This window comes from Ruegeria sp. THAF57, assembly GCF_903914075.1.
GTDB lineage: Bacteria > Pseudomonadota > Alphaproteobacteria > Rhodobacterales > Rhodobacteraceae > Ruegeria.
Genome location: NZ_CAIWNQ010000003.1, coordinates 501,875 through 523,737 on the forward strand (window position 1 = coordinate 501,875; position 21,863 = coordinate 523,737).

The following is a 21,863-nucleotide window of genomic DNA, read 5'->3' on the forward strand; positions in this document are numbered from 1 at the left end:
GATGCGCTAAAGGGCGCGTCTGAGTCTTGAAAGTTGAGTATCATGTCGCTGACCCTCGCCATTGTGGGGCGCCCCAATGTGGGCAAATCCACCCTGTTCAACCGCCTTGTGGGTAAACGTCTTGCTTTGGTCGACGACCAACCCGGCGTGACGCGTGACCTGCGCGAAGGCGAAGGGCGCTTGGGCGATCTGCGGTTCACCGTGATCGACACCGCTGGGCTTGAGGATGCGACTGACGACAGCCTGCAGGGCCGGATGCGTCGCCTTACAGAACGCGCCGTGGATATGGCCGATGTGTGCCTGTTCATGATCGACGCGCGGGTGGGGCTGACGCCGACGGATGAGATGTTCGCCGAAATCCTGCGCAAACGCTCCAAACACGTTATCCTTGCGGCCAACAAGGCAGAGGGCAGCGCAGCGGATGCAGGTGTGCTTGAGGCCTATAACCTTGGGCTCGGCGAACCGGTGCGTTTGTCCGGCGAGCATGGCGAGGGGATGACGGACCTTTATGCTCAATTGATGCCTTTGGCCGACGCTGCGGCTGAAAAGGCGCAGGATGATGCGCCGGAAACCGATATAGAACTGGATGAGGATGGCGAAGGCGAAACGCCGCTGATCACCGCCGACAAGCCATTACAAGTCGCCGTTGTGGGCCGTCCGAATGCCGGGAAATCCACGCTGATCAACAAGATCATTGGCGAAGATCGCCTGCTGACCGGCCCCGAGGCCGGGATCACCCGCGACGCGATCAGCCTGCGGATCGACTGGGCCGATCCGGATGGCAACAGCACTCCGATGCGAATTTTTGACACCGCCGGGATGCGAAAAAAGGCCAAGGTGCAGGAAAAGCTGGAAAAGCTGTCGGTCTCGGACGGTCTGCGGGCCGTGAAATTTGCCGAGGTCGTGGTGGTTCTGCTGGATGCGGCTATTCCGTTTGAACAGCAAGACCTGCGAATTGCGGATCTGGCCGAGCGTGAGGGGCGTGCTGTCGTCGTCGCCGTTAACAAATGGGACATCGAAGAGGACAAGCAGGAAAAGCTGCGCGACCTTAAAGAGTCCTTCGAACGCCTTCTGCCGCAACTGCGCGGCGCGCCGTTGATCACCGTATCGGCCAAGACGGGCCGGGGCTTGGAACGTCTGCGTGCTGCCATTCTGCGCGCCCATGACGTGTGGAATCGTCGTGTGCCGACCGCTGCGCTAAACCGCTGGCTGACCGCAATGCTGGAACAGCATCCACCTCCAGCACCGCAAGGCCGCCGCATCAAGCTGCGTTACATGACACAAGCCAAAACCCGACCGCCGGGATTTGTCGTCATGTGCTCGCACCCTGACAAGATGCCCGAAAGCTATAACCGGTATCTGGTCAACGGGCTGCGCGAGGATTTTGACATGCCAGGCACTCCGATCCGCCTGACGTTACGTGGGCAGGGCGACAAGAACCCCTATAAGGGACGTCGCAAGAAAAACGCGGGCGCGTTGGCAAAGCATCTCAAGGGCCGCGCGTAACTGCGCCAATTTTCAGCATTTTTGGCTCAGGGGCGTGACAGCCCGAGTTCCCCGCGCTAGCATTCAGGTGCGTGCATTTGTTTTCGCACGCGCTGCTTGTTTGCGGAGTTTCCGCACATAGTTTCGAACCCATATTGAAGCGGGCCATCGTGGGGAGCGGACGTGATGGATTTGAGGGAATACACAAGGCAATATGCGGTGCAAGATAATCGTCTGGCCGCGCTAAGTTACTTTGGGACTTTTGCGGTGTATTTTGCATCGCTGGCTTTGGCGATCATTTATGTGGATCGCTGGTACATCATGGTCCCCGCCGGAATCGTCTTCGCGTTCTCGGCTGTGCGCCTTTACGTTCTGCAACATGACTGTGGGCACCATTCCCTGTTTGAAACGCGTCAACAGAATGAATGGGCCGGGCATGGGCTGTCTCCGTTCACGTTTGCGCCGTTTGAAGTGATGAAGCAAAACCATAACCTTCATCATTCGGGCATCGGCAACCTCGAACATCGTGAGACTGGTGAGATTCATACGATGACAGTGCGCGAATGGAATGAGGCGGATTGGAAGGCACGGTTGTTTTATCGCCTTTACCGCAACCCGTTTATCCTTGTCCCGGTGGGCGCGCTGTTTACCTATTTCATCCGGTACCGCTGGCCCAAGAATACAGTCCGGTTTGGTGTAGCAGGAGTTCTGTTGCACAATCTGTCAATTGTTGTGTTCCTTGGGCTGCTTTACATAATCGCAGGGATGACCGGTATTCTGGTCTGGCTTGTGTTTTCCCTGTTGGGCGGGATGTTGGGTGTGTTTCTCGTCTACCTGCAACACAATTTCGAGGACACTTATTGGGACCGCCGCCCGGATCTGGACCCCAAGCTGGCAGCGTTGCAAGGATCGTCGGCGCTGGATTTCGGCTGGTGGTTCGACAATGCGGTGGCCTGTATCACGTTACACGATATTCACCATTTCAACGCACGTATCCCGTCGTATCGTCTGCGTGCATGTCATTATAACCTGCCAGCGGAATACACCCCGCGGCGGATCAAATTCCCCGAGGCGGTCGCGGCCCTGAACCTGAAATTATGGGATGAGGATGCAAAGCGCCTTGTTCCGTTTCCCAAGAAGGATCGGTCTGCCGGGCTTGCCCACAGTAATTGACGCCCGAGCGGGTTCTACGTGTTACCCTGTCTTGTGGATGCGTATATCCTGTGTATATACGTATGCGCAGGGCGAAACTGAAAGGACAAAGAATGACCGCAGTGACCGACGTAAATGGTGTAGGTGAGGCGCTTGGCCAATTGCTGATCGCCAATGGCTTCAAAACGGCTGAAGCTATTGCCAAGGCAACCCCCGACGCTCTGGTCAAGGTTCCTCGAATAGGTGCAGCGCGTGCGCCAGTGCTGATCGCCGCCGCGAAACAGGCGATCGCAGCCAAACCCGCCGCAAAGCCTGTGACACGCCGTGCGCCGTCGCGAGAACCTGCGGTCCGAAAACCAACCGCGCGCAAAACCGTGGCCGCCGCCGCAGCAGAAAAAAGAGCCGAGGAAGCGGCTCGTAAAGCAGCCGAAGAGAAAGCAGCGGCTGCGCTGGCAGAGGCTAAAGCCAAGAAGAAGGCAAAGGCCAAAGCCAAAGCTGAGAAAGCCGCTAAGAAGCGTGCCGAAATGGAAGCTGTGTTCTCGAAAGCCAAGGACAAGGTAAAGGCCAAGGCGAAGAAGGGTAAAAAGTCTAAAAGGGACGATAAGAAGAAAGACGAAAAGAAAAAGAACGATAAGAAAAAGGGCGACAAGAAGAAAGACGCCAAAAAGAGCGATAAGAAGAAGGATAAGAAAAAGGCGAAGAAGTAAGCCTTCCTCGCCTTTGATCACTTAGAAACCGGCGGCCGTGGCGCGTCGGTTTTCTTATGCCAGAGTGCCGTCCAGTTGCAGCGTCAGCTTATCGCCCAAATATGGGGCCAACACTTCGGGCAGGGTGACAGTGCCATCGGAGTTCTGGCCGTTTTCCAGCACCGCGATCAGGCAGCGCCCCACCGCCAGGCCCGAGCCGTTCAGCGTGTGGACATACTCCGGTTTGCCGCCACCTTCGGGCCGGAAGCGCGCATTCATGCGGCGGGCCTGAAAATCGCCGCAGGTCGAAACCGAGCTGATCTCGCGATACGTGCCCTGACCGGGTAGCCATGCTTCGATGTCATAAGTACGGCGTGCGCCGAAGCCCATATCGCCGGTACACAGGATCACGGTGCGATAGGGGACGCCCAGCTTCTCAAGAATCCCTTCAGCGCAGCGCAACATGCGCTTTTGTTCATCGTCGGAATTGTCCGGGTGCGTGACCGAGACCATCTCAACTTTCTCGAATTGGTGCTGGCGCAGCATCCCGCGGGTGTCCTTGCCCGCGCTGCCTGCCTCGGACCGGAAGCACAGCGAATGCGCGGTATAGCGGCGCGGCAGGTAGCTTTCTTCGATCATGGTGTCGTTCACGATATTGGTCAGCGAGACTTCGGAGGTCGGGATCAGCCACCAACCTTCACGGGTCTGATAACTGTCTTCGCCGAATTTCGGCAACTGGCCAGTGCCCAGCATCATCTCGGACAGAACAAGCACGGGGCCGTTGACCTCGGTCAGCTCGTTTTCGTTGATATGCGTGTCCAGCATGAACTGCGCCAACGCGCGGTGGATGCGTGCAACGCCGCCCGACAGCAATACAAAGCGCGAGCCGGACAGTTTGGCAGCGGTCTCGAAATCCATGCCGTGTTGAACGGCCTCAACCTCAAAATGCTCTTTCGGAGCAAAATCCAGTCCGCGCGGGGTGCCCCAGCGGTTGACCTCGACATTGTCGTTTTCATCTGCGCCTTCGGGCACGTCTTCGGCGGGTAGGTTGGCGATGCGGATCAATTGATCTGTCAACAGCGCGTCCAGATCCTTAGCTTCGGTCTGCATCCGGGCGACTTCGGCCTTTTTTTCGGCGACCAGAGCCCTCAACCGCTCGAATTCGGCCTCATCACCGCGACCCTTGGCAGCGCCGACCTCTTTGCTGGCCTTGTTCTGTTCGGCCTGCGCGGTCTCAGCCGCCAAAATCTTGGCGCGGCGGCTTTCGTCCAATCTCAGTAGGTCCGACGACACCGGCGCGTCCCCACGGCGCGCAAGTGCGGCGTCGAAGGCGGCTGGGTTTTCGCGAATGGCGCGGATGTCGTGCATGGTTCAGGTCCTTGAATGCGTGAATCACTGAAACCGCTTATGCACCATCTGAAAGGCGGGGTGTAGCACCGGTTACGACTTATCGGTGTCCTCGTGGGTTTCATGCGCCAGATGCCCGTCCCAGTCCTCGGTCGGGATTTTCGGTTCGGGCGGGTCAGCCATGTAAGAGGGCGTCATGATCTGCACGTTGTTCTCGTTGAACACAGCGACGATGTTGCGATGCAGGTCCGAGCGGATCTTTGGGATAATACTGCCGCGCGTCGAATATCCGTTGATCTGATAGTTGATCGCGTAATCGGCCAAAGCCGTCCATAAAACAAAAGGTTCCGGCTTGGCCTTGATCCCCTTGGTGCGGCTTGCGGCTTCGATCAGCATGGCCTCAACTTTTTCAGGCGGTTCCTCGTATCCGATGCCCACGGTGGTGTGCAAAAGCAACCCGCTGCCGTCGGTTTTCTTGGAGAAGTTCACCACATCCGAATTCATAAGCTGCGCGTTGGGGATCGAGATCAGCTCGTTCTTTATCGACTTCAGATGTGTCTCCATAAGCTTGATCTGGACGACATCACCGATGTGATCGCCGATTTGAATCCGATCCCCGATCGAGGTTGACCGTCGATAAATCACGAACAACCCGGCCAGCATGTTTGACACGACCGAGTTCGCGCCCAGTGACAGCATCGCGCCGACCAGAATGGTCAGCCCTTGGAAGGCGGCAGAATCCGAACCTGGGATGTAAGGCACCGCAAACACAAGCGCGATCAGGATGACGACGACGCGGGCGATGTTGAATGTTGGGTTTACCCAGTGACGCTCGAAATCGCCCATGTCGAATGTGCCAGCCTCGACGGCATCGAAGAAAACGCGCATGCCCTTGATGATGTACATCGCCACCCACGAGATCAGCGCAAGCATGATCAGGTTGGGGATATAGCTGATGATCCCCTTGAAGATCAGCAGAACCGGTTCTGTCAGGTACGTCAGCAATAATTGGGCGAAATACCGAGTCTCGGCAAAGGCCAGCAGGACGAAAGACAGGTAGTAGTAAAAGCCTAGAAAGAAGATCACCAACAAGACGAAACTCAGCCCGTACCGTACCAAGGCTGCGATTGCTTCGGCCTGAACGCTTTTGGCAGTGGCGGTCTCGACATCCCTCAGATGACGTTTCACGAATTTTACAGTTCGGCGCCTGATCCGCCGATGTACCCAAAGGATCAGGGCGACGAATGCTGCAAAACCGACAGTCCACGCAATGGCTTCGATTGCGCCGGATACCCGTGCCTGTTCGGTCCGATTGGCCCTGTATGCCACGATTGCGCCTTCGATCGCTTCACCATGGAGGAAACTGAGAACGTCCAGTTCCATTTGCTCCAGTTCGGAATCGGCGACAGTGACCACTGACACCGCAAAACCGTCAACAAGGATGCGGGTGCCTAGGTCCGTTTCCTCGTAGGCAATCGTAACGGTCGGGCTGTCGGAGGATTCGGCCGCTTGGACGATGTTGTCCTGAACGGTTTCGGCACGCTCTTGCGCAGGAAGGGCGCTTGAACCCCTTAGGAAGAACAGCGTATCGCCATCCACGATCACCGGGGCTTTGAACGTATCAGATTGTTCTTCGGCAATTTCGGTTTGCGTGTCCGTTTCCTGCGCCAATGCCAAGGGCGTCAGCAACGCGACGAACAAGACTGCAATCAGCAGTTGGCGAAACAGGCCAAGGGTATGGATTAATTGCGTCATTCGCCCTCCCACGGCTCAACTATATCTATCCAATCCGGCGTTCCTAGAACGCAGTCGCAACTTCGGCCTGCCACTGTGATTAATATGAGCCAATCATTGAAAAAACCTGCGCCACCATTCCTTGCAAACAGGCGGTTCAAAGAATAGGTTCTCGCCAAATTTGCGGAGCGCTTCCGCAAGACCAAACCAAAAGGAATATCCCATGGAAGGTGGCGCAATCGCCCAGTTTCTCCCGCTGATCCTGATCTTCGCGATCATGTATTTCCTGCTGATCCGTCCGCAGCAGAAGAAGATGAAGGAACATCAGGCCATGGTCGAAGCCGTGCGCCGGGGCGATCAGGTGGTCACCCAGGGTGGCCTGATCGGCAAGGTGTCAAAGGTCAAGGAAGGCGACAACGAGATCGAGGTTGAGATCGCAGAAGGCGTCAAGGTCCGTGTGGTCAAATCGACCATTGCGCAGGTTCTGAACAAGACCGAGCCAGCGAAATAACTTCGCGCGACATCTCGTTGAAAAGGCAGGGTAATGCTGCAAATTGATACCTGGAAGCGGGTTCTGATCTGGGCGGTCTGTGTGATCGGTCTGCTGATGGCCCTGCCGAATGCGTTTTACACGCGCGTCGAGCAATCCAACGACGCCAAAGCCGCAATTGAGCTTGGCGTCGACACCCCCGAGATGCAGGCCGAGGCGGGGCAATGGCCGAATTGGTTGCCGTCATCTCTGGTCAATCTTGGCCTTGATCTGCGTGGGGGTGCACATCTGCTGGCCGAAGTGCAGGTTGGCGATGTCTACGAATCCCGCATGGATGCGATGTGGCCGGAAATCCGCGATGCATTGCGTGATGAGCGGGGCACAGTTGGCACCATTCGCCGGCAGGATTCGGCTCCGGATGAGATTCGGGTGCGCATCAGCCAGCCCGAAGGCATGTCCCGCGCGCTGGAAGTCGTGCGCGGACTGGCCCGTCAGGTGCAGACGCTGACCGGCGTAGGCGCCACGGATATCGAAGCTCGGGCCGAGGGTGACACGATCATCGTGCGATTGTCCGAGGCTGAACAGCTTGCCTCGGACGACCGCACAGTGCGTCAGTCGCTTGAGATCATTCGCCGCCGGATCGACGAAGTTGGCACCCGAGAGCCGACGATTCAGCGCCAAGGTACAGACCGGATTTTGATTCAGGTTCCGGGCATCGGCAGCGCGGGTGAGTTGAAAGAGATTATCGGCACAACCGCGCAACTGACGTTTAACCCGGTTGTCAGCCGCGGCACCAACCCCGATGCGGTTGCTGGTGTGGGTGAGAAAGTCGTCCCGTCCATCGACGAAGATGGCGTGTATTACACGCTTGACGCAGCGCCCGTGGTGACGGGCGAAGAATTGGTGGATGCGCAACCCGCGTTCGACCAGAACGGTCGCCCTGCGGTGAACTTTCGGTTCAACACGTCCGGTGCCCGCAAATTCGGCGACTATACGCTGGAAAATATCGGTGCGCCCTTTGCGATTGTACTGGATGATGAGGTCATCTCGGCCCCTGTCATCCAAAGCCATATTCCGGGCGGATCGGGGATCATCACCGGTAACTTCACCGTTGAAGAAAGCACCAATCTGGCTGTTCTGCTGCGCGCTGGCGCCTTGCCTGCTGGGTTAGAGTTCCTGGAAGAACGCACCATCGGCCCGGAACTAGGCCAAGACAGCATCGACGCTGGTAAGGTCGCAACCATTGTGGCATTCGTCGCCGTGCTGTTCTTTATGGCGCTCAGCTATGGTTTGTTCGGCGTCTTCGCCAATATCGCGCTGATCCTGAACGTGGGGCTGCTGTTTGGCCTGTTGTCGATGATCGGGGCCACGCTGACACTGCCGGGGATCGCAGGTATCGTGCTGACGGTCGGTATGGCCGTGGACGCCAACGTTCTGATCTTTGAACGTATCCGCGAGGAACTGAAATCCGCCAAAGGACCCGCTCGCGCGATTGAACTGGGTTATGAAAAGGCGTTGTCGGCCATTCTGGACGCAAACGTGACCACCTTCATCACCGCTGTGATCCTGTTTGCCATGGGCAGCGGGCCGGTGCGCGGCTTTGCCATCACTCTGGGTTTGGGTATCCTCACCTCGGTCTTCACCGCGATCTTCGTGACGCGCCTGATGATCGTGATGTGGTTTGAACGCCGCCGCCCGAAAACGATCGAGGTTTGATCATGAGACTGAAACTTGTCCCGCAAAACACCTCGTTCGATTTCTTCAGTCGCTGGAAGATCTGGCTGGGCATTTCCGGCCTGATGATGGTCGTGGCCTTCACGTCTTTCATGCTGCAAGGTCTGAACTTCGGCATCGACTTCCGGGGCGGCACAACGATCCGCACCCAATCTGCGCAGGAAATCGACGTGGGCGCTTATCGCGACGCTATCGCGCCGCTGGAGTTGGGTGATGTCACTATCACCGAGATTTTCGATCCAACCTTCGGCGAAGACGAAAATGTCGCAATGATCCGAATTCAGGCGCAGGCCGATGCCGAGGCTGTTTCGGCCGCAACCGTCACGGCCGTAGAAGCAGCGCTGAAAGGGGCAGCCCCGGATATTGTTTTCGTATCTGTCGAGTCCGTAGGCCCCAAGGTTTCGGGTGAGTTGATCCAGACTGCTGTGATCGCCGTTGTCCTCGCGATTGGGGCTGTGCTGGTCTATATCTGGCTGCGCTTTGAATGGCAGTTCGCATTGGGTGCGGTCGCCGCACTTGTGCACGATGTGATCCTGACAATCGGTATCTTCTCGGAACTGCAAATCCGCTTCGACCTTGCCATCATCGCGGCGCTTTTGACCATTGTGGGCTATTCGCTGAACGATACCGTGGTTGTCTTCGACCGCGTCCGCGAAAACCTGCGCAAATACAAAAAGAAAGAGTTGAAAGAGGTGCTGAACATCTCGATCAACGAAACCCTCAGCCGGACGGTTATGACCTCGGTCACAACCCTGCTGGCGTTGATCTCGCTCTATGTACTGGGCGGGGACGTCATCCGTGGCTTTGTTTTCGCGATGATTTGGGGCGTGATCGTGGGAACCTATTCTTCGGTCTTCGTGGCGTCGACCATCCTGCTATGGCTGGGGGTCAAACGCGACTGGTCCAAGCCGTCGAACACGGCGGGCAACCAGTTTGCCAACGTCGATGCCTGATGTTTTCGGCCAGTCCCCGTTGGGGCTGGCCATCATCATTTTTGCGGCTTTTCTAGGCGGTATAGTCCGTGGCTTTTCCGGCTTTGGAACGGCGCTGATCTTTTTACCGATCGCAACACCCTACCTTGGCCCGTTCGGGGCGCTGATCGGCCTGACCATTATGGATATCTTCGGACCCCTGCCGAATTTGCGCCGCGCTTGGGGGGCCGTCGATCGGGGCGACTTGCTTCGGCTTGTCGGAGGCTGCGCGATACTGCTGCCTGTGGGATTGTGGCTGCTGACGCAAGTTGAGCCGGACGTTTTTCGCTATACGGTCAGTATTCTGGCGATTGCAATGCTGGTGATCTTGATTTCGGGGCTGCGCTATCACGGTCACGTCGGTCGAAAGATGGTTATGAGCATCGGTGCCGCAGCAGGTTTTCTGGGCGGTGTGGCGGGGCTGCCTGGGCCGGCCGTCATTCTTTTCTACATGTCTCGCCCTCTGCCGATTGAAGTTATCCGCGCCACTATTTTGCTTTTCCTGTTTGCCTTCGATTTTCTGATCTTGGGTTATTTGTCTGGCATGGGATTGGTCACGCTGCCAGCGGCTGCATTAGGATTTCTGCTGGCGATCCCGAACTTTTTGGGTAATTGGCTCGGTGGCTGGCTGTTTCGACCCTCGCGTGAAAAAGCCTATCGCATCGCTGCTTATGTTGCGATTGCGCTTGCGGCCTTGTCCGGCCTGCCTCTTTGGGGCTAGAACGCATCCATGCGCCTGAATGAGATCACGTATAACAACGCAGTACCCATTGACGGCTATGGCCCGGGGTTCTTCCGGATTGGCGGCGAGGTCCACGAAGGGACGGTTCTGACCAGCCCTCAGGGGACAACGGTTTGGAATGGCTATTCGGACGAAGCCGCATTGTTGGCGTTGGCCGATCACATAGATGTCCTGTTCATCGGAACCGGGGCCGAGCTTGCCCATATTCCGGCCGACCTTAGAACCAAACTTGAAAGCGCGGGCATCGGGGTCGAGATCATGGGCTCTCCTGCTGCGTGTCGTACCTACAATGTACTGCTGTCCGAGGGACGCCGCGTCGCGCTGGCCCTAATCCCTGTCTAAGGGATCCGTCTTCATCTGGCTAAAAATATCCCGGGGAGCCGGCATTGGTGCGCCATTGGTTCAAGCGCCTGTGGCGGCGGGGCTGGTCCCTCACTTCTGCCAGTGTCAACACGAACCCCATTCAAGTTCTGCGGCAAATCCTGCCTTTTGTCCCTTCGTGCAATCCGTTAAGCGAAGGACATGACACTGACTGTAACCGAACTGGCCATTGCCCGAGGGGGCGTTCCCGTGCTCGAAAGGCTCAACTTTGCGCTTCAGCCCGGCAAGGCGCTGATCCTGCGCGGCCCGAACGGGATCGGGAAGACAACCCTTCTTCGGACACTTGCGGGGCTGCAACCTCCGATCGCCGGCCGGGTTGAAGGGGCCGAGGATAAGATCGCCTATGCGTCACATTCTGACGGGATAAAGCCAACTCTGACTGTGGTTGAGAATTTGGCGTTTTGGTCCTCGGTCTTTGGCGCAAATGATATTCAACCCGCGTTGGACGCATATGCGCTGAATGAACTTGCGGACCGTAACGCGGGCAACCTGTCGGCCGGACAAAAGCGGCGGCTGGGGTTGGCGCGAATGCTGGTTACGGGGCGGCCAATCTGGATGCTGGACGAACCCACCGTATCGCTGGACAAAAATGCGGTGAAAATGTTCGCTGATGCCGTACGTGCGCATCTGGGGCAGGGGGGCTCGGCCCTGATCGCCACTCATATCGACCTCGGCCTGGACGGCGAGGTTTTGGATGTCGGCCCCAACAAGGCCAAACCCAAACCCATTGACGATTTCGACGGAGGTTTCCTGTGATCGCTCTGCTGTTGCGTGACCTGAAACTGGCCTTCCGCGCGGGCGGAGGGTTTGGCCTGGGGCTGGCCTTCTTCCTGATTGTCACAGTGCTGGTGCCGTTTTCGGTCGGGCCGCAATCCTCGCTGCTGTCGACCATCGCGCCGGGTATCCTGTGGCTAGGCGCTCTGCTTGCCTGCCTGCTATCGCTGGACCGCCTGCTGGCATTGGATTGGGAGGACGGCTCGCTTGACTTGCTGGCCACCGCGCCGCTGCCACTGGAATCGGTGGTGACGATCAAGGCGCTGGCCCATTGGCTGACCACTGGCCTGCCGCTGGTTCTGGCCGCACCCTTTTTGGGTGTTCTGCTGAACCTGCCGGTACCGGGGTATTTTTGGCTGGTCATATCGCTGCTGATCGGCACCCCGGCCATGAGTGTGATCGGCACCTTCGGCGCAGCCCTGACTGTAGGCCTGAAACGTGGTGGCTTGCTGCTGTCGCTGCTGGTCCTGCCGCTTTACGTCCCCACGCTGATCTTTGGCGCCGAAGTCGCCCGGCTTGGTGCCACGGGGATGGAGACACAGACCCCACTGCTCATGCTGGCCGGGATCACCGCAGCGACAATTGCGCTGTTGCCCTTTGCCAGCGCCGCCGTTTTGCGTATCAACCTTCGGTGACCCATTTAAAGATTGACCAAGGTCAATTGAGAACGAAACCGACTCGGACTAGATAAGGCCCATGTCTATCGCAGCCAAAGCCAACGCCCTCTGGGAATACGCCAACCCGCGCAAGTTCCTTGCCACCAGCGAACGGGTGATGCCGTTTTTCTGGATCACCTCTATCGCGTGCATCGTGATTGGGCTGGTGTGGGGGTTTTTCTTTACGCCGGATGACTACAAACAGGGATCAACCGTAAAGATCATCTACCTGCACGTTCCTGCGGCGCTGATGGCGATCAATTGCTGGCTGATGATGCTGGCAACCTCGTTGGTCTGGCTGGTACGCCGTCACCATGTCAGCGCGCTGGCGGCCCGCGCAGCCGCTCCCGTTGGCATCGTGATGACACTGATCGCACTGGCGACGGGCGCGATTTGGGGTCAGCCTATGTGGGGCACATGGTGGGCTTGGGATCCTCGCCTGACCTCATTCCTGATCCTGTTTCTGTTCTATCTGGGCTACGTGGCCCTGTGGGAAGCGATCGAAGACCCTGATACAGCTGCCGACCTGACATCGGTCCTGTGTCTGGTAGGGTCGGTTTTTGCGATCCTCAGCCGCTATGCGGTGAACTTCTGGAATCAGGGCCTGCATCAGGGGGCGTCTGTGATGCGCGCTGCTGCGATTACCGGAACGGATACAGAAGAAAAGGTCAGCAATATCTATTTCTACCCTCTGCTTCTGTGCATCATCGGGTTTGTTCTGCTGTTCATTGCGCTGGTGCTGTACCGCACGGGTACGGAAATCCGCGCGCGCCGGATCAAGGCGCTGCTGGCACGGGAAAGGGTAAACGGATGATCCCTGATCTTGGAAAATACGCCGATACGGTGATGTGGTCTTACATCGTATCCATCGGCCTGTTGGTGGTGCTGGTCGCATTCAGTGTGATGCGAGGGCGCAAGGTTAGGGCCGAGCTTGAGAAGGTCGAAGACAGGATGACCCGACATGGCTAAAATCTCGCCGTTGATGATCGCTCCGCCAGTGATCTTTGGAATTTTCGCGATCACAGCCTTGGTGCAATTGCAAAGTGGGTCCGATGAAACACTCCCATCGGCTTTGGAGGGGCATCCGGCGCCGCCCGTCGTTTTGACTGAATTCCCCGGCAAAGCCAGCTTTGATGACGCCACGCTGCGTGATGGTGAGGTCAAGTTGGTGAACTACTGGGCCAGTTGGTGCGCGCCCTGCCGGGTCGAGCATCCTAATCTGCAAGCTTTGTCGGATGAGGGTATCCCGGTTTATGGAATCAACTACAAAGATCAGTTGAGAAATGCTGAAAGCTTCCTGTCCGAACTGGGCGATCCATATGCCGGGATTGGACGGGATGAACAGGGGCGTTTGGGTCTTGACTGGGGCGTTTACGGCGTGCCCGAAACCTATGTCATAGACGGGGAGGGTACGATTATCCTGCGGTTTCCCGGACCAATAACGCAGCGCGTAATCGAAAGCACGATCCGACCGGCCCTTGAAAAAGCGGCAGCCAACTAAACCCCGCCCCTTCTTCTGTTTAAAATACTTCGGAGCGCGAGGCAGAGCCTCGCAAGAATAAAGGGCGCCCGCAGGCGTCCTTTATTGTTCGGTCTTACCAAAAGTTCACCCCGCCTTGGCGAGGTTCCTCAGCACATATTGCAGCACACCGCCGTTTTCGATGTATTCGATCTCGGGCGCGGTATCGATGCGGCACTTCAGTGTGATGGTTTTCTCGGTGCCGTCACCGTAGACGATTGTGCAGGGCACCTCTTGCAAAGGTTCGACCGCGTCCAATCCTTCAATTGAAACAGTCTCGTCTCCCTTCAGGCCTAGCGTCTTGCGGGTGTCACCGCCGGTGAATTCGAACGGGATCACGCCCATTCCAACAAGGTTTGAACGGTGGATACGCTCAAAGCTTTCGGCAATCACTGCTTTGACGCCCAGCAATGCTGTTCCTTTGGCTGCCCAATCCCGCGAAGACCCCGCGCCGTATTGTTCACCGCCAAAGACGACCAGTGGAGTGCCTTGTTCCTGATAGGCCATCGACGCCACGTAGACCGAGGTTTGTTGCCCATCGGGACCTTTGGTGTAGCCGCCTTCAACACCATCCAACATCTCATTCTTGACGCGGATGTTGGCGAAGGTGCCGCGCATCATGATCTCGTGGTTTCCGCGGCGCGACCCGTAAGAATTGAACTCGCGCGGCTGAACCTGACGGTCGATCAGATACTTCCCGGCTGGTGTTGTCGTCGCAAACGACCCAGCAGGCGAGATATGGTCGGTAGTGATCATATCACCCAGGATCAGCAAAACCTTGGCCCCTTCGATGTTTGAGATGGTGCCCGGCTCAGCGCCCATGCCTTGGAAATAAGGTGGGTTCTGAATGTAGGTCGACGCGGGTGGCCAGTCATAGGTTTCCTGCTGGGGAACCTCAACGCTCTGCCACTTTTCGTCGCCCTTGAAGACGTCGGCATATTTCGACTGGAACGCTTCGCGGGTCACCGTCTGTTCAACCAGTTCGGCAATCTCTTGGGTCGAAGGCCAGATATCCTTCATGAAGACATCGTTGCCGTTCTTGTCCTGACCAATCGGTTCCGACGTTAGATCAATGTCCAGAGTCCCAGCCAGCGCATAGACCACGACCAGCGGCGGCGAGGCAAGATAGTTAGCGCGCACATCGGGCGAGATGCGGCCTTCAAAGTTGCGGTTGCCCGACAGAACCGAAGTGGCGACCAGATCACCCTCGGCAATGGCTTCCGAGATTTCTTTCTGGATCGGGCCCGAGTTGCCGATGCAGGTGGTACAGCCGTAACCGACAAGGTTGAATCCGATCTTGTCCAGATCTTCCTGAAGACCCGCGGCCTCCAGATAGGCGGACACAACCTGCGACCCCGGCGCCAGCGAGGTTTTGACCCATGGCTTGCGGTCCAAACCCAATGCCGCCGCCTTGCGTGCCACAAGCCCCGCACCGATCATCACATAGGGGTTCGACGTGTTGGTACAGGAGGTGATCGAGGCGATCACGACCTTGCCTGATTCCATGCCATAATTTTCACCTTTGACCTCGACCTGCTTGCCCATCGGACGCTTGAAAGTCTCGGCCATCTCTTTGGTGAAAGCAGCCTTGGCATCCGTCAGCGCCACATAGTCCTGCGGGCGCTTCGGGCCCGAGATTGCAGGAACGATCGTACCCATATCAAGACTGAGCGTGTCGGTGTAGATCGGGGCGTAATCCGGGCCGCGCCAGAAACCGTTTTCCTTGGCATAGGCTTCGACCAGCGCGATGCGGTCCTCGTCACGGCCCGTATTGCGCATATAGCGCAGCGTTTCGCCGTCGATTGGGAAGAAACCGCAGGTCGCGCCGTATTCCGGGGCCATGTTCGCAATGGTCGCACGGTCGGCCAGCGGCAGACGGTCCAGACCCTCGCCATAGAACTCGACGAATTTGCCTACCACGCCTTTTTCGCGCAGCATTTCGACCACTTTCAGCACCAGATCGGTGCCGGTTGTGCCTTCGACCATCTCACCGGTCAGTTCAAAGCCCACAACCTCGGGGATCAGCATCGAGATTGGTTGACCCAGCATTGCGGCCTCTGCTTCGATCCCGCCGACGCCCCAACCCAGAACGGCCATTCCGTTGACCATCGTGGTGTGGCTGTCGGTGCCGACCAGAGTATCGGGGTAGGCGACTTCTTCGCCGCTCTGATCAGTGTCAGTCCAGACGGTTTGTGCCAGATACTCCAGATTCACCTGATGGCAGATGCCGGTGCCGGGCGGCACGACGCGGAAGTTGTTGAACGCATTCTGGCCCCACTTCAGGAACTGGTAGCGTTCCATGTTCCGCTCATATTCGCGGTCCACGTTCATCTGGAATGCGCGCGGATTACCGAACTCGTCAATCATGACCGAGTGGTCGATGACCAGATCAACCGGGTTCAGCGGGTTGATCTTTTGCGCGTCGCCGCCCAATCCCTTGATGCCATCGCGCATCGCGGCCAGATCAACCACCGCCGGAACGCCGGTAAAGTCCTGCATCAGCACGCGGGCCGGGCGATAGGCGATCTCGCGCGGGTTCTGACCGCCATTCGCGCCCCATTCGGCAAAGGCTTTGATGTCGTCGACGGACACGGAAAAACCGTCATCCTCGAACCGCAGCATATTCTCAAGCACCACTTTCAGCGCGGCTGGCAATTTGGAAAAGTCACCCAGACCGGCATCCTGCGCGGCGGGGATAGAATAATAAGAGATGGACTTGCCATTCACGTTCAGGCTGCGACGTGTCTTGGCGGTATCCTGTCCGACTTTGATGGGCATAATTTGGCCTCCCTCTCAAATGACTTGGATTTTGGGACTCGCTGATGGTTATCTGCATCACCGCAGCGCGTGGTTCAAGGTTCTAGGCGCTCAACACCCTGTTTTTTGTATACCATTGCACACATTTTTCCGCGGCGCCTATGTCCAGACTCTCAAGAAACCTTGATTGGAGCTTGAACGACGATCCGTTTAAACCGATTGGGCACCGTACAAATTCTTGAGATACAAATGTCCAGAATCGCTCAGTTGACTGCGTTCGTTTCCCTAGTTTTGGCTACGTCAGCCGCTGCTGAAAGTGATCCGGTCGTGGTCGAGTTGTTTACATCTCAGGGGTGTTCGTCGTGTCCGCCTGCGGATCGGATCATGCACGATCTTGCAAGCCGAGAGGATGTCATCGGCCTGGCCTTGCACGTGGATTACTGGGACTACATTGGTTGGAAAGACGAATACGCCAATCCCGACCATACAACACGGCAGAGAGCCTATGCCCGCGAGGGCGGTCGGACAATGATTTATACGCCGCAGATGGTGGTCAATGGCCAGCAGGACGTAGTTGGCGCGCAATCTCGTGAATTGGACAAACTGATTGATGCACATTTGAAGGCAGCGCCCGAGGCATCTGTAACGGCGAAACATGCGGGGGATCAGGTGACAATCGACGTTACCCCGGTTGATGTGCCAGAGGGCGCGCTGTTTGACGTTCGTGTTGTCCAGTATTCGCCGATGCGCCACGCGTCGATACGGCGCGGTGAGTTGGCCGGGCACGAACTGGATTACGCAAACGTGGTCGAAAGCTGGCAGATCGTCGGTCAGTGGACCGGCGATGCCCCGCAGGAGTTTTCCGCCCCATTGGTATCTGACCTGCCAGCCGTTGTTCTTGTTCAGAGGGTGGGGCACGGCCCGATCATTGCCGCTGCTAGGGTAGAATGATCAGGGCATGTCCTGCGGTTGAACGCCAAGCCCGTTCCATGGCTTCCAGCGGCGGTGAATCCAGAACCACTGTCCCATGTGCTGTCTGACTACGGATTCCAGATCGTCATTGGTGTACTGAGTCATCGTTTTGGCATCGGTGTGCGGCACTGGATCGTGGAGTACGATTTCAAAATCCAGTCCATTTTCTTGCCGCACAGCGTAACAGGGGATCATGACTGCCTTGTACTTCATCGCAAGTTCCGCGTTCAGCACTGATGTGACTGCGGGTTTGCCAAAGAACATCAGCTCTTCTCCGCCATGGGCGTGGAGATCGGAAACGATGGCGATGATCTCACCCTTTTTCAACGAGCGCACCATTTCCACCATGCCGCGACGTCCTTGTTCGAACATCGGAGCGCCGGTTTTGTAGAAGGCATCCACATACATGTCGTTGAAATAGGGGTTCGCCATACGGCGGTACAGGCAACCGATTGCTTTCCCGCTTCGTGCCTGTAGTGCGACGCGCGCCGCCAGATAGTGGCCGAAATGCGCCGTGATCATCATGATCGGCTTTCCCGCCGCAATGGCTGCATCAAATGCCTCGACCCCGGGTCCCGAGATTTTTGCAGTGCGTTGACGCTCAGTAAACCCTTCGGGCGAAAAATGCTCCATAATTGCCCGGCCCGCATTGTCGGGAACGGCACGGCAAATGCGCGCCACTTCGGCATCGGAAAGCTCGGGGCAGGTCAGGTTCAGGTTGTTGCGGACCCGTTTCGAGAAGCCCACAACAGGGGCAAGACCGCGCACGATGGCACCCATAGCGGCAATGCGCCGTTCATAAGGCAAAAGACGCATGGTTCCCACGACGCCCTTGAGAAACAGGCCTGTCAGGTAGTATTTGCCAAGCTCAAAGCGGCTGAGTTCAGACTTTTCAACGGGCATCAGGGGGTCTCGGCGACTATTTGAAATTGCCGGGTCAGACATACAAGCCGGAACCCGTAACCACAAGCATTCTACGCAGAGCCAGTGGTTTGCGCAGTCGCGTTGGCCTATTCTTCTTTCTCTTCCTCGATCAATGTTATGGTACCGTCTTCCACCAGGGCCCGAATGGCGCCAACGATTTGTGCCATGGCGTCTTCGGTCTCGGCCTGTTTGACTTTGCCGCGTTCGCCCATTTCGTCGCGCAGATTTTCAGCCAAGCGCGACGACATGTTGGACAACATAAAATCCACAGCAGTCTTGTCCCCGTCGGTTTCTGCGCCTGCAAGGGCTGTGACAAATACGGGCTGATCCACCCCTCGTAAAACAGCGGGTACATCCCGAGGCAATAAGCGCGCAGGGATATGCGCGAAGGTAAAGATCGACTGCCTTACGATGCTGGCAAAATCCGAATCCTCTTCGTCCAGCGCGACAAGTAATCCGTCCCGCATAGCGGCGGCAGATTGGTTCAAGATGGCGCCGACGCGCTCTCCCGGCCCGTCAGCGAAGGCTGTGGCAGGGCGCTGATCAAGCTGCGCCGCAAGGGACCATCCGATCTGTTCAACGGCCTCGGGGGTGACATTGGCGGTTTTTGAAACGGCATAGGTAATACGGCGCGCTACCGGACCCGGAAGATGCCCCAGAAGCTGCGCGGCCTTTGCGGTTTCAAGTTTTGACAGCATGACAGCGGCGATTTCGGTGCTTTCCGCTTGAACCATCTCAGCCAATTCCTCGGGCGGGATCTGGCGCAGGCGTTCCCATGGATCACCAACCTGACGCACACCCGCGACCTTGCGCAGGCGCGCTGCCGTTGTGGGTGCAATTTTCCCGTTCACGGCGTCCAGAGCACCCGCAAGCCCATGTGGAAAAGACAGGCCGACGCTTTCCAAAGCCTCAGCAAATTCTTGTGCGACCGCGTCAAGTGTCACGCGGTCCACCAGGCCCATCTGGCCAAGTTGGTGGGTCAGCGTTTCCTGCAACGCATCCGGAAGTTCTTCCAGCGGGATATCCGCGCCATCGTTCAACAAAAGGCGCACGACGACCGCAGCCTTTTGCCTGTTGCTGAGCCTGCGTGGAACTACACGCGGCGTTTCGTGGTTTTGTTCGGGCAACGGGGCGTTTGCGCCCGATGCCACCTGTACCAAAGTATTCGCGTCCTGCATTTGCTTGCGGTGCCACTCTTTTGTTCCGCAGTCAGGTTAGCGAGAGTCAGGTAAAGAAAGACTGAACCTCAGTAGCTATATGTCAGGCCCGTGCGGATCGCTTCGCGCAGCGACGCCTCGGCCCATGTTCCTTCGCCGCCGCGTGTTTTGATTTCACGCCACTGCTCGATCGCGAGGTCGGTTTTGCCTTCTGAAACAAAACCCTGTGCCATGTAGGACCGAGCCAGAAGGTTGTCCGGGTTCGTCTGGATCGCGTTGGTGTAGAAGGCATTCGCCAGCTCTAGTTCGCCCATCTTGCGATAGGTGAAGCCCCAATATGTCATCACGCGATCATCGTTCTGATCCATGACCTGCAGAATGCTTTGCGCGTTCTCAAACTGCCCGTCATAAGCCAGTTCGCGAACGGCCTCATAAAGTTCGTCTTGGGTGAAGTTTGTTTTGTCAGGCTTGACGCAACGACCGCGTTCTTTGTCAAAAACGCGTCCGAACAGGCATTTCTTGGTGGTGTTCGTCGGCTTCGGCGGGCTTGCGCTGTCCCCGCCTGCGGCATGCAATGCCGGTGCGAATGCAAATGCCTGAATGACAATAGCTGAAGCGAATACGATGCGCATTTTCCTACTCCGTTATCTGGGCCGTTCTGACCAAACTAGCGCGTTCTGGCGAAAAGCTACCAGCAGTTCGCTCGCTTTTATTCACAAGTAGGAAAGATATGCTCAGCTGTTCACAATTTTTGCGCAGCTGTGGCTATCGGCGTCCCAATAGGTACCAGGCGCACAGGACTGCGTTTGCTTTGAATGGCCGCTGCAGGCCAACGCGGCGGAAGTCGTGCAAGAAAGTGCAAGTGCGCAAAGAACGATGCGGATCATCTTTGGGTCTCCTGTTCGGAAATACACCGACATGCTACCCGAAAACGAACGTTCTGGCAAAAAGAACGGCCCGGACTTGATCCTGAGGTCCGGGCCGTTTGCGCTGTTTGAATTGGTTTACTTATTCCCCAAAAACACGGGCGAAGATCGTATCGACGTGCTTTGTGTGGTAGCCAAGGTCGAATTTCTCTTCGATTTCATCGGTGCTCAGGGCGGCGGTCACGTCTGCATCCCCAAGAAGCTCGGTTTTGAAGTCCTTGCCTTCTTCCCAGACCTTCATCGCGTTGCGCTGTACCAGACGATAGGCGTCTTCGCGGCTGACACCGGCTTGGGTCAGGGCAAGCAGCACGCGCTGGCTCATGACCAGACCACGGAACTTGTTCATGTTGGCCAGCATGTTTTCGGGGTAGACGACCAGTTTGTCGACCACGCTGGTCAGACGCGACAGGGCAAAGTCCAGCGTTACGGTGGCATCAGGGCCGATGTTGCGCTCGACCGAGCTGTGCGAGATATCGCGCTCGTGCCAGAGGGCCACGTTTTCCATTGCGGGGACCACGGCCATACGCACCAGCCGGGCCAGGCCGGTCAGGTTTTCGGTCAGAACCGGGTTGCGCTTGTGTGGCATGGCGGACGAGCCTTTTTGACCCTTCGAAAAGAACTCTTCGGCCTCCAAAACCTCGGTCCGCTGCATGTGGCGGACTTCGATGGCGATGTTCTCGATGCTGCTGGCGATGACGCCCAGCGTGGCAAAGAAGGCTGCGTGGCGGTCGCGGGGGATAACCTGTGTGCTGATCGGCTCGGGTACCAGACCCAGTTGATCGCAGACATGTTCTTCGACGCGCGGGTCGATATTGGCGAATGTGCCGACCGCGCCACTGATCGCGCCGGTCGCGATTTCGGCACGCGCGTCGCGCATACGGGACAGGTTGCGGTCCATCTCGGCATAGAAACGCGCAAAGGTCAGGCCCATGGTTGTAGGTTCGGCGTGGATGCCATGGCTGCGGCCAATACGAACAGTTTCCTTATGCTCGTAAGCGCGGCGTTTCAGGGCAGCCAGCAGACCTTCGAGGTCAGCGATCAGGATATCTGCCGCGCGGGTAAGCTGTACGTTGAAGCAGGTATCCAACACATCCGATGACGTCATGCCCTGATGCACAAAGCGGGCCTCTTCGCTGCCCACATGCTCGGCCAGGTGGGTCAGGAATGCGATGACGTCGTGCTTGGTGACGGCCTCGATCTCGTCAATGCGGGACACGTCGAATTCCACGTCTTTGGCTTTCCACACCGCATCGGCGTTCTCGCGCGGGATCACGCCCAGATCGGCCATGGCTTCGCAGGCATGGGCTTCGATTTCGTACCAGATGCGGAACTTGGTTTCGGGCGACCAGATGGCGACCATCTCGGGGCGGGAATAGCGGGGAATCATTGGCGGCAGCACCTTTTTGTGATTGGGATGAGGCGTTGGCGCGGGGTTTAGCCGTGCAGGTCTGCGGGA

The 21,863-nt window shown here is 57.4% G+C and carries 21 protein-coding genes; 14 read left to right on the forward strand and 7 right to left on the reverse strand.

The window, feature by feature from the left end; all coding sequences use genetic code 11:
• Positions 1–42: 42 nt before the first annotated feature.
• The 3 genes from der (at position 43) to RUESEDTHA_RS10360 (ending at position 3,344) form a co-directional block, all read left to right on the forward strand.
• Positions 43–1,506 (forward strand): ribosome biogenesis GTPase Der, encoded by a 1,464-nt coding sequence (der, locus tag RUESEDTHA_RS10350; RefSeq protein ID WP_170795273.1) that lies wholly within the window; start codon positions 43–45, stop codon positions 1,504–1,506.
• A gap of 165 nt (positions 1,507–1,671) precedes the next feature.
• On the forward strand, positions 1,672–2,658 hold the full coding sequence (locus RUESEDTHA_RS10355; protein ID WP_180886655.1) for a fatty acid desaturase: 987 nt from the start codon (positions 1,672–1,674) through the stop codon (positions 2,656–2,658).
• Between the two features lie 92 nt (positions 2,659–2,750).
• Positions 2,751–3,344: a helix-hairpin-helix domain-containing protein gene (locus RUESEDTHA_RS10360; protein WP_180886898.1), complete on the forward strand. Its 594-nt coding sequence runs from the start codon at positions 2,751–2,753 to the stop codon at positions 3,342–3,344.
• Between the two features lie 54 nt (positions 3,345–3,398).
• Here RUESEDTHA_RS10360 and serS read toward each other — a convergent pair whose 3' ends face one another.
• Both serS and RUESEDTHA_RS10370 read right to left on the reverse strand, forming a co-directional pair.
• On the reverse strand, positions 3,399–4,691 hold the full coding sequence (gene serS / locus RUESEDTHA_RS10365) for a serine--tRNA ligase (RefSeq protein ID WP_180886656.1): 1,293 nt from the start codon (positions 4,689–4,691) through the stop codon (positions 3,399–3,401).
• Positions 4,692–4,763: 72 nt separating this feature from the next.
• Positions 4,764–6,425, reverse strand: a complete 1,662-nt coding sequence (locus RUESEDTHA_RS10370; RefSeq protein WP_180886657.1) for a mechanosensitive ion channel family protein — start codon at positions 6,423–6,425, stop codon at positions 4,764–4,766.
• Positions 6,426–6,627: 202 nt separating this feature from the next.
• Here RUESEDTHA_RS10370 and yajC point away from each other — a divergent pair, with 202 nt between their 5' ends.
• From yajC to RUESEDTHA_RS10420, 10 genes are all read left to right on the forward strand, one after another.
• Positions 6,628–6,915 carry a preprotein translocase subunit YajC gene (gene yajC, locus RUESEDTHA_RS10375; RefSeq protein ID WP_155151194.1) on the forward strand — a complete coding sequence of 96 codons (288 nt, stop codon included), beginning with the start codon at positions 6,628–6,630 and terminating at the stop codon, positions 6,913–6,915.
• A 33-nt stretch (positions 6,916–6,948) separates the two neighbouring features.
• Positions 6,949–8,610 (forward strand): protein translocase subunit SecD, encoded by a 1,662-nt coding sequence (gene secD / locus RUESEDTHA_RS10380; RefSeq protein WP_180886658.1) that lies wholly within the window; start codon positions 6,949–6,951, stop codon positions 8,608–8,610.
• A gap of 2 nt (positions 8,611–8,612) precedes the next feature.
• Positions 8,613–9,581, forward strand: coding sequence for a protein translocase subunit SecF (gene secF, locus RUESEDTHA_RS10385; protein ID WP_180886659.1), 969 nt, complete (start codon positions 8,613–8,615; stop codon positions 9,579–9,581).
• Entirely contained in the window at positions 9,574–10,320 is a 747-nt protein-coding gene (locus RUESEDTHA_RS10390; protein ID WP_180886660.1) for a sulfite exporter TauE/SafE family protein, read from the forward strand. Before secF ends, RUESEDTHA_RS10390 begins: the two co-directional genes overlap by 8 nt.
• A gap of 9 nt (positions 10,321–10,329) precedes the next feature.
• On the forward strand, positions 10,330–10,683 hold the full coding sequence (locus tag RUESEDTHA_RS10395) for an Mth938-like domain-containing protein (protein ID WP_180886661.1): 354 nt from the start codon (positions 10,330–10,332) through the stop codon (positions 10,681–10,683).
• 180 nt (positions 10,684–10,863) lie between these two features.
• Entirely contained in the window at positions 10,864–11,478 is a 615-nt protein-coding gene (gene ccmA / locus RUESEDTHA_RS10400) for a heme ABC exporter ATP-binding protein CcmA (RefSeq protein ID WP_180886662.1), read from the forward strand.
• Positions 11,475–12,131 carry a heme exporter protein CcmB gene (gene ccmB, locus RUESEDTHA_RS10405; RefSeq protein ID WP_180886663.1) on the forward strand — a complete coding sequence of 219 codons (657 nt, stop codon included), beginning with the start codon at positions 11,475–11,477 and terminating at the stop codon, positions 12,129–12,131. Before ccmA ends, ccmB begins: the two co-directional genes overlap by 4 nt.
• 61 nt (positions 12,132–12,192) lie before the next feature.
• Positions 12,193–12,966, forward strand: a complete 774-nt coding sequence (locus tag RUESEDTHA_RS10410; protein WP_180886664.1) for a heme ABC transporter permease — start codon at positions 12,193–12,195, stop codon at positions 12,964–12,966.
• Positions 12,963–13,121 carry a heme exporter protein CcmD gene (ccmD, locus tag RUESEDTHA_RS10415; protein WP_180886665.1) on the forward strand — a complete coding sequence of 53 codons (159 nt, stop codon included), beginning with the start codon at positions 12,963–12,965 and terminating at the stop codon, positions 13,119–13,121. Before RUESEDTHA_RS10410 ends, ccmD begins: the two co-directional genes overlap by 4 nt.
• Entirely contained in the window at positions 13,114–13,653 is a 540-nt protein-coding gene (locus RUESEDTHA_RS10420) for a DsbE family thiol:disulfide interchange protein (protein WP_180886666.1), read from the forward strand. The genes ccmD and RUESEDTHA_RS10420 overlap by 8 nt, the downstream gene beginning before the upstream one ends.
• A 105-nt stretch (positions 13,654–13,758) precedes the next feature.
• On the opposite strand, the gene acnA is transcribed toward RUESEDTHA_RS10420, so the two are convergent.
• On the reverse strand, positions 13,759–16,449 hold the full coding sequence (gene acnA / locus RUESEDTHA_RS10425) for an aconitate hydratase AcnA (RefSeq protein WP_180886667.1): 2,691 nt from the start codon (positions 16,447–16,449) through the stop codon (positions 13,759–13,761).
• A gap of 228 nt (positions 16,450–16,677) precedes the next feature.
• On the opposite strand from acnA, the gene RUESEDTHA_RS10430 reads away from it, so the two are divergent.
• Entirely contained in the window at positions 16,678–17,379 is a 702-nt protein-coding gene (locus RUESEDTHA_RS10430) for a thioredoxin family protein (protein WP_180886668.1), read from the forward strand.
• Here RUESEDTHA_RS10430 and RUESEDTHA_RS10435 read toward each other — a convergent pair whose 3' ends face one another.
• The 4 genes from RUESEDTHA_RS10435 to purB all read right to left on the reverse strand — a co-directional run bounded on the left by RUESEDTHA_RS10435 (position 17,380) and on the right by purB (position 21,794).
• Positions 17,380–18,303: a lysophospholipid acyltransferase family protein gene (locus tag RUESEDTHA_RS10435; protein ID WP_180886669.1), complete on the reverse strand. Its 924-nt coding sequence runs from the start codon at positions 18,301–18,303 to the stop codon at positions 17,380–17,382.
• A gap of 107 nt (positions 18,304–18,410) precedes the next feature.
• A complete protein-coding gene (locus RUESEDTHA_RS10440) occupies positions 18,411–19,502 on the reverse strand; it encodes a flagellar motor switch protein FliG (protein ID WP_180886670.1) in 1,092 nt (363 codons plus the stop codon).
• Positions 19,503–19,570: 68 nt separating this feature from the next.
• Positions 19,571–20,113, reverse strand: coding sequence for a hypothetical protein (locus tag RUESEDTHA_RS10445; RefSeq protein WP_180886671.1), 543 nt, complete (start codon positions 20,111–20,113; stop codon positions 19,571–19,573).
• A gap of 376 nt (positions 20,114–20,489) precedes the next feature.
• Positions 20,490–21,794, reverse strand: a complete 1,305-nt coding sequence (purB, locus tag RUESEDTHA_RS10450) for an adenylosuccinate lyase (RefSeq protein WP_180886672.1) — start codon at positions 21,792–21,794, stop codon at positions 20,490–20,492.
• Between the last annotated feature and the right edge of the window lie 69 nt (positions 21,795–21,863).

Excerpts from the sequence above, each read along its gene's own strand:
- ccmA (WP_180886662.1), top strand. The coding sequence starts at position 10,864 with ATGACACTGACTGTAACCGAACTGGCCATTGCCCGAGGGGGCGTTCCC.
- RUESEDTHA_RS10445 (WP_180886671.1), bottom strand. The coding sequence starts at position 20,113 with ATGCGCATCGTATTCGCTTCAGCTATTGTCATTCAGGCATTTGCATTC.
- acnA (WP_180886667.1), bottom strand. The coding sequence starts at position 16,449 with ATGCCCATCAAAGTCGGACAGGATACCGCCAAGACACGTCGCAGCCTG.
- serS (WP_180886656.1), bottom strand. The coding sequence starts at position 4,691 with ATGCACGACATCCGCGCCATTCGCGAAAACCCAGCCGCCTTCGACGCC.
- RUESEDTHA_RS10370 (WP_180886657.1), bottom strand. The coding sequence starts at position 6,425 with ATGACGCAATTAATCCATACCCTTGGCCTGTTTCGCCAACTGCTGATT.
- secF (WP_180886659.1), top strand. The coding sequence starts at position 8,613 with ATGAGACTGAAACTTGTCCCGCAAAACACCTCGTTCGATTTCTTCAGT.
- RUESEDTHA_RS10390 (WP_180886660.1), top strand. The coding sequence starts at position 9,574 with ATGCCTGATGTTTTCGGCCAGTCCCCGTTGGGGCTGGCCATCATCATT.
- RUESEDTHA_RS10440 (WP_180886670.1), bottom strand. The coding sequence starts at position 19,502 with ATGCAGGACGCGAATACTTTGGTACAGGTGGCATCGGGCGCAAACGCC.
- secD (WP_180886658.1), top strand. The coding sequence starts at position 6,949 with ATGCTGCAAATTGATACCTGGAAGCGGGTTCTGATCTGGGCGGTCTGT.
- RUESEDTHA_RS10430 (WP_180886668.1), top strand. The coding sequence starts at position 16,678 with ATGTCCAGAATCGCTCAGTTGACTGCGTTCGTTTCCCTAGTTTTGGCT.
- yajC (WP_155151194.1), top strand. The coding sequence starts at position 6,628 with ATGGAAGGTGGCGCAATCGCCCAGTTTCTCCCGCTGATCCTGATCTTC.
- RUESEDTHA_RS10410 (WP_180886664.1), top strand. The coding sequence starts at position 12,193 with ATGTCTATCGCAGCCAAAGCCAACGCCCTCTGGGAATACGCCAACCCG.
- RUESEDTHA_RS10420 (WP_180886666.1), top strand. The coding sequence starts at position 13,114 with ATGGCTAAAATCTCGCCGTTGATGATCGCTCCGCCAGTGATCTTTGGA.
- RUESEDTHA_RS10355 (WP_180886655.1), top strand. The coding sequence starts at position 1,672 with ATGGATTTGAGGGAATACACAAGGCAATATGCGGTGCAAGATAATCGT.
- RUESEDTHA_RS10435 (WP_180886669.1), bottom strand. The coding sequence starts at position 18,303 with ATGCCCGTTGAAAAGTCTGAACTCAGCCGCTTTGAGCTTGGCAAATAC.
- RUESEDTHA_RS10395 (WP_180886661.1), top strand. The coding sequence starts at position 10,330 with ATGCGCCTGAATGAGATCACGTATAACAACGCAGTACCCATTGACGGC.
- purB (WP_180886672.1), bottom strand. The coding sequence starts at position 21,794 with ATGATTCCCCGCTATTCCCGCCCCGAGATGGTCGCCATCTGGTCGCCC.
- ccmD (WP_180886665.1), top strand. The coding sequence starts at position 12,963 with ATGATCCCTGATCTTGGAAAATACGCCGATACGGTGATGTGGTCTTAC.
- der (WP_170795273.1), top strand. The coding sequence starts at position 43 with ATGTCGCTGACCCTCGCCATTGTGGGGCGCCCCAATGTGGGCAAATCC.
- RUESEDTHA_RS10360 (WP_180886898.1), top strand. The coding sequence starts at position 2,751 with ATGACCGCAGTGACCGACGTAAATGGTGTAGGTGAGGCGCTTGGCCAA.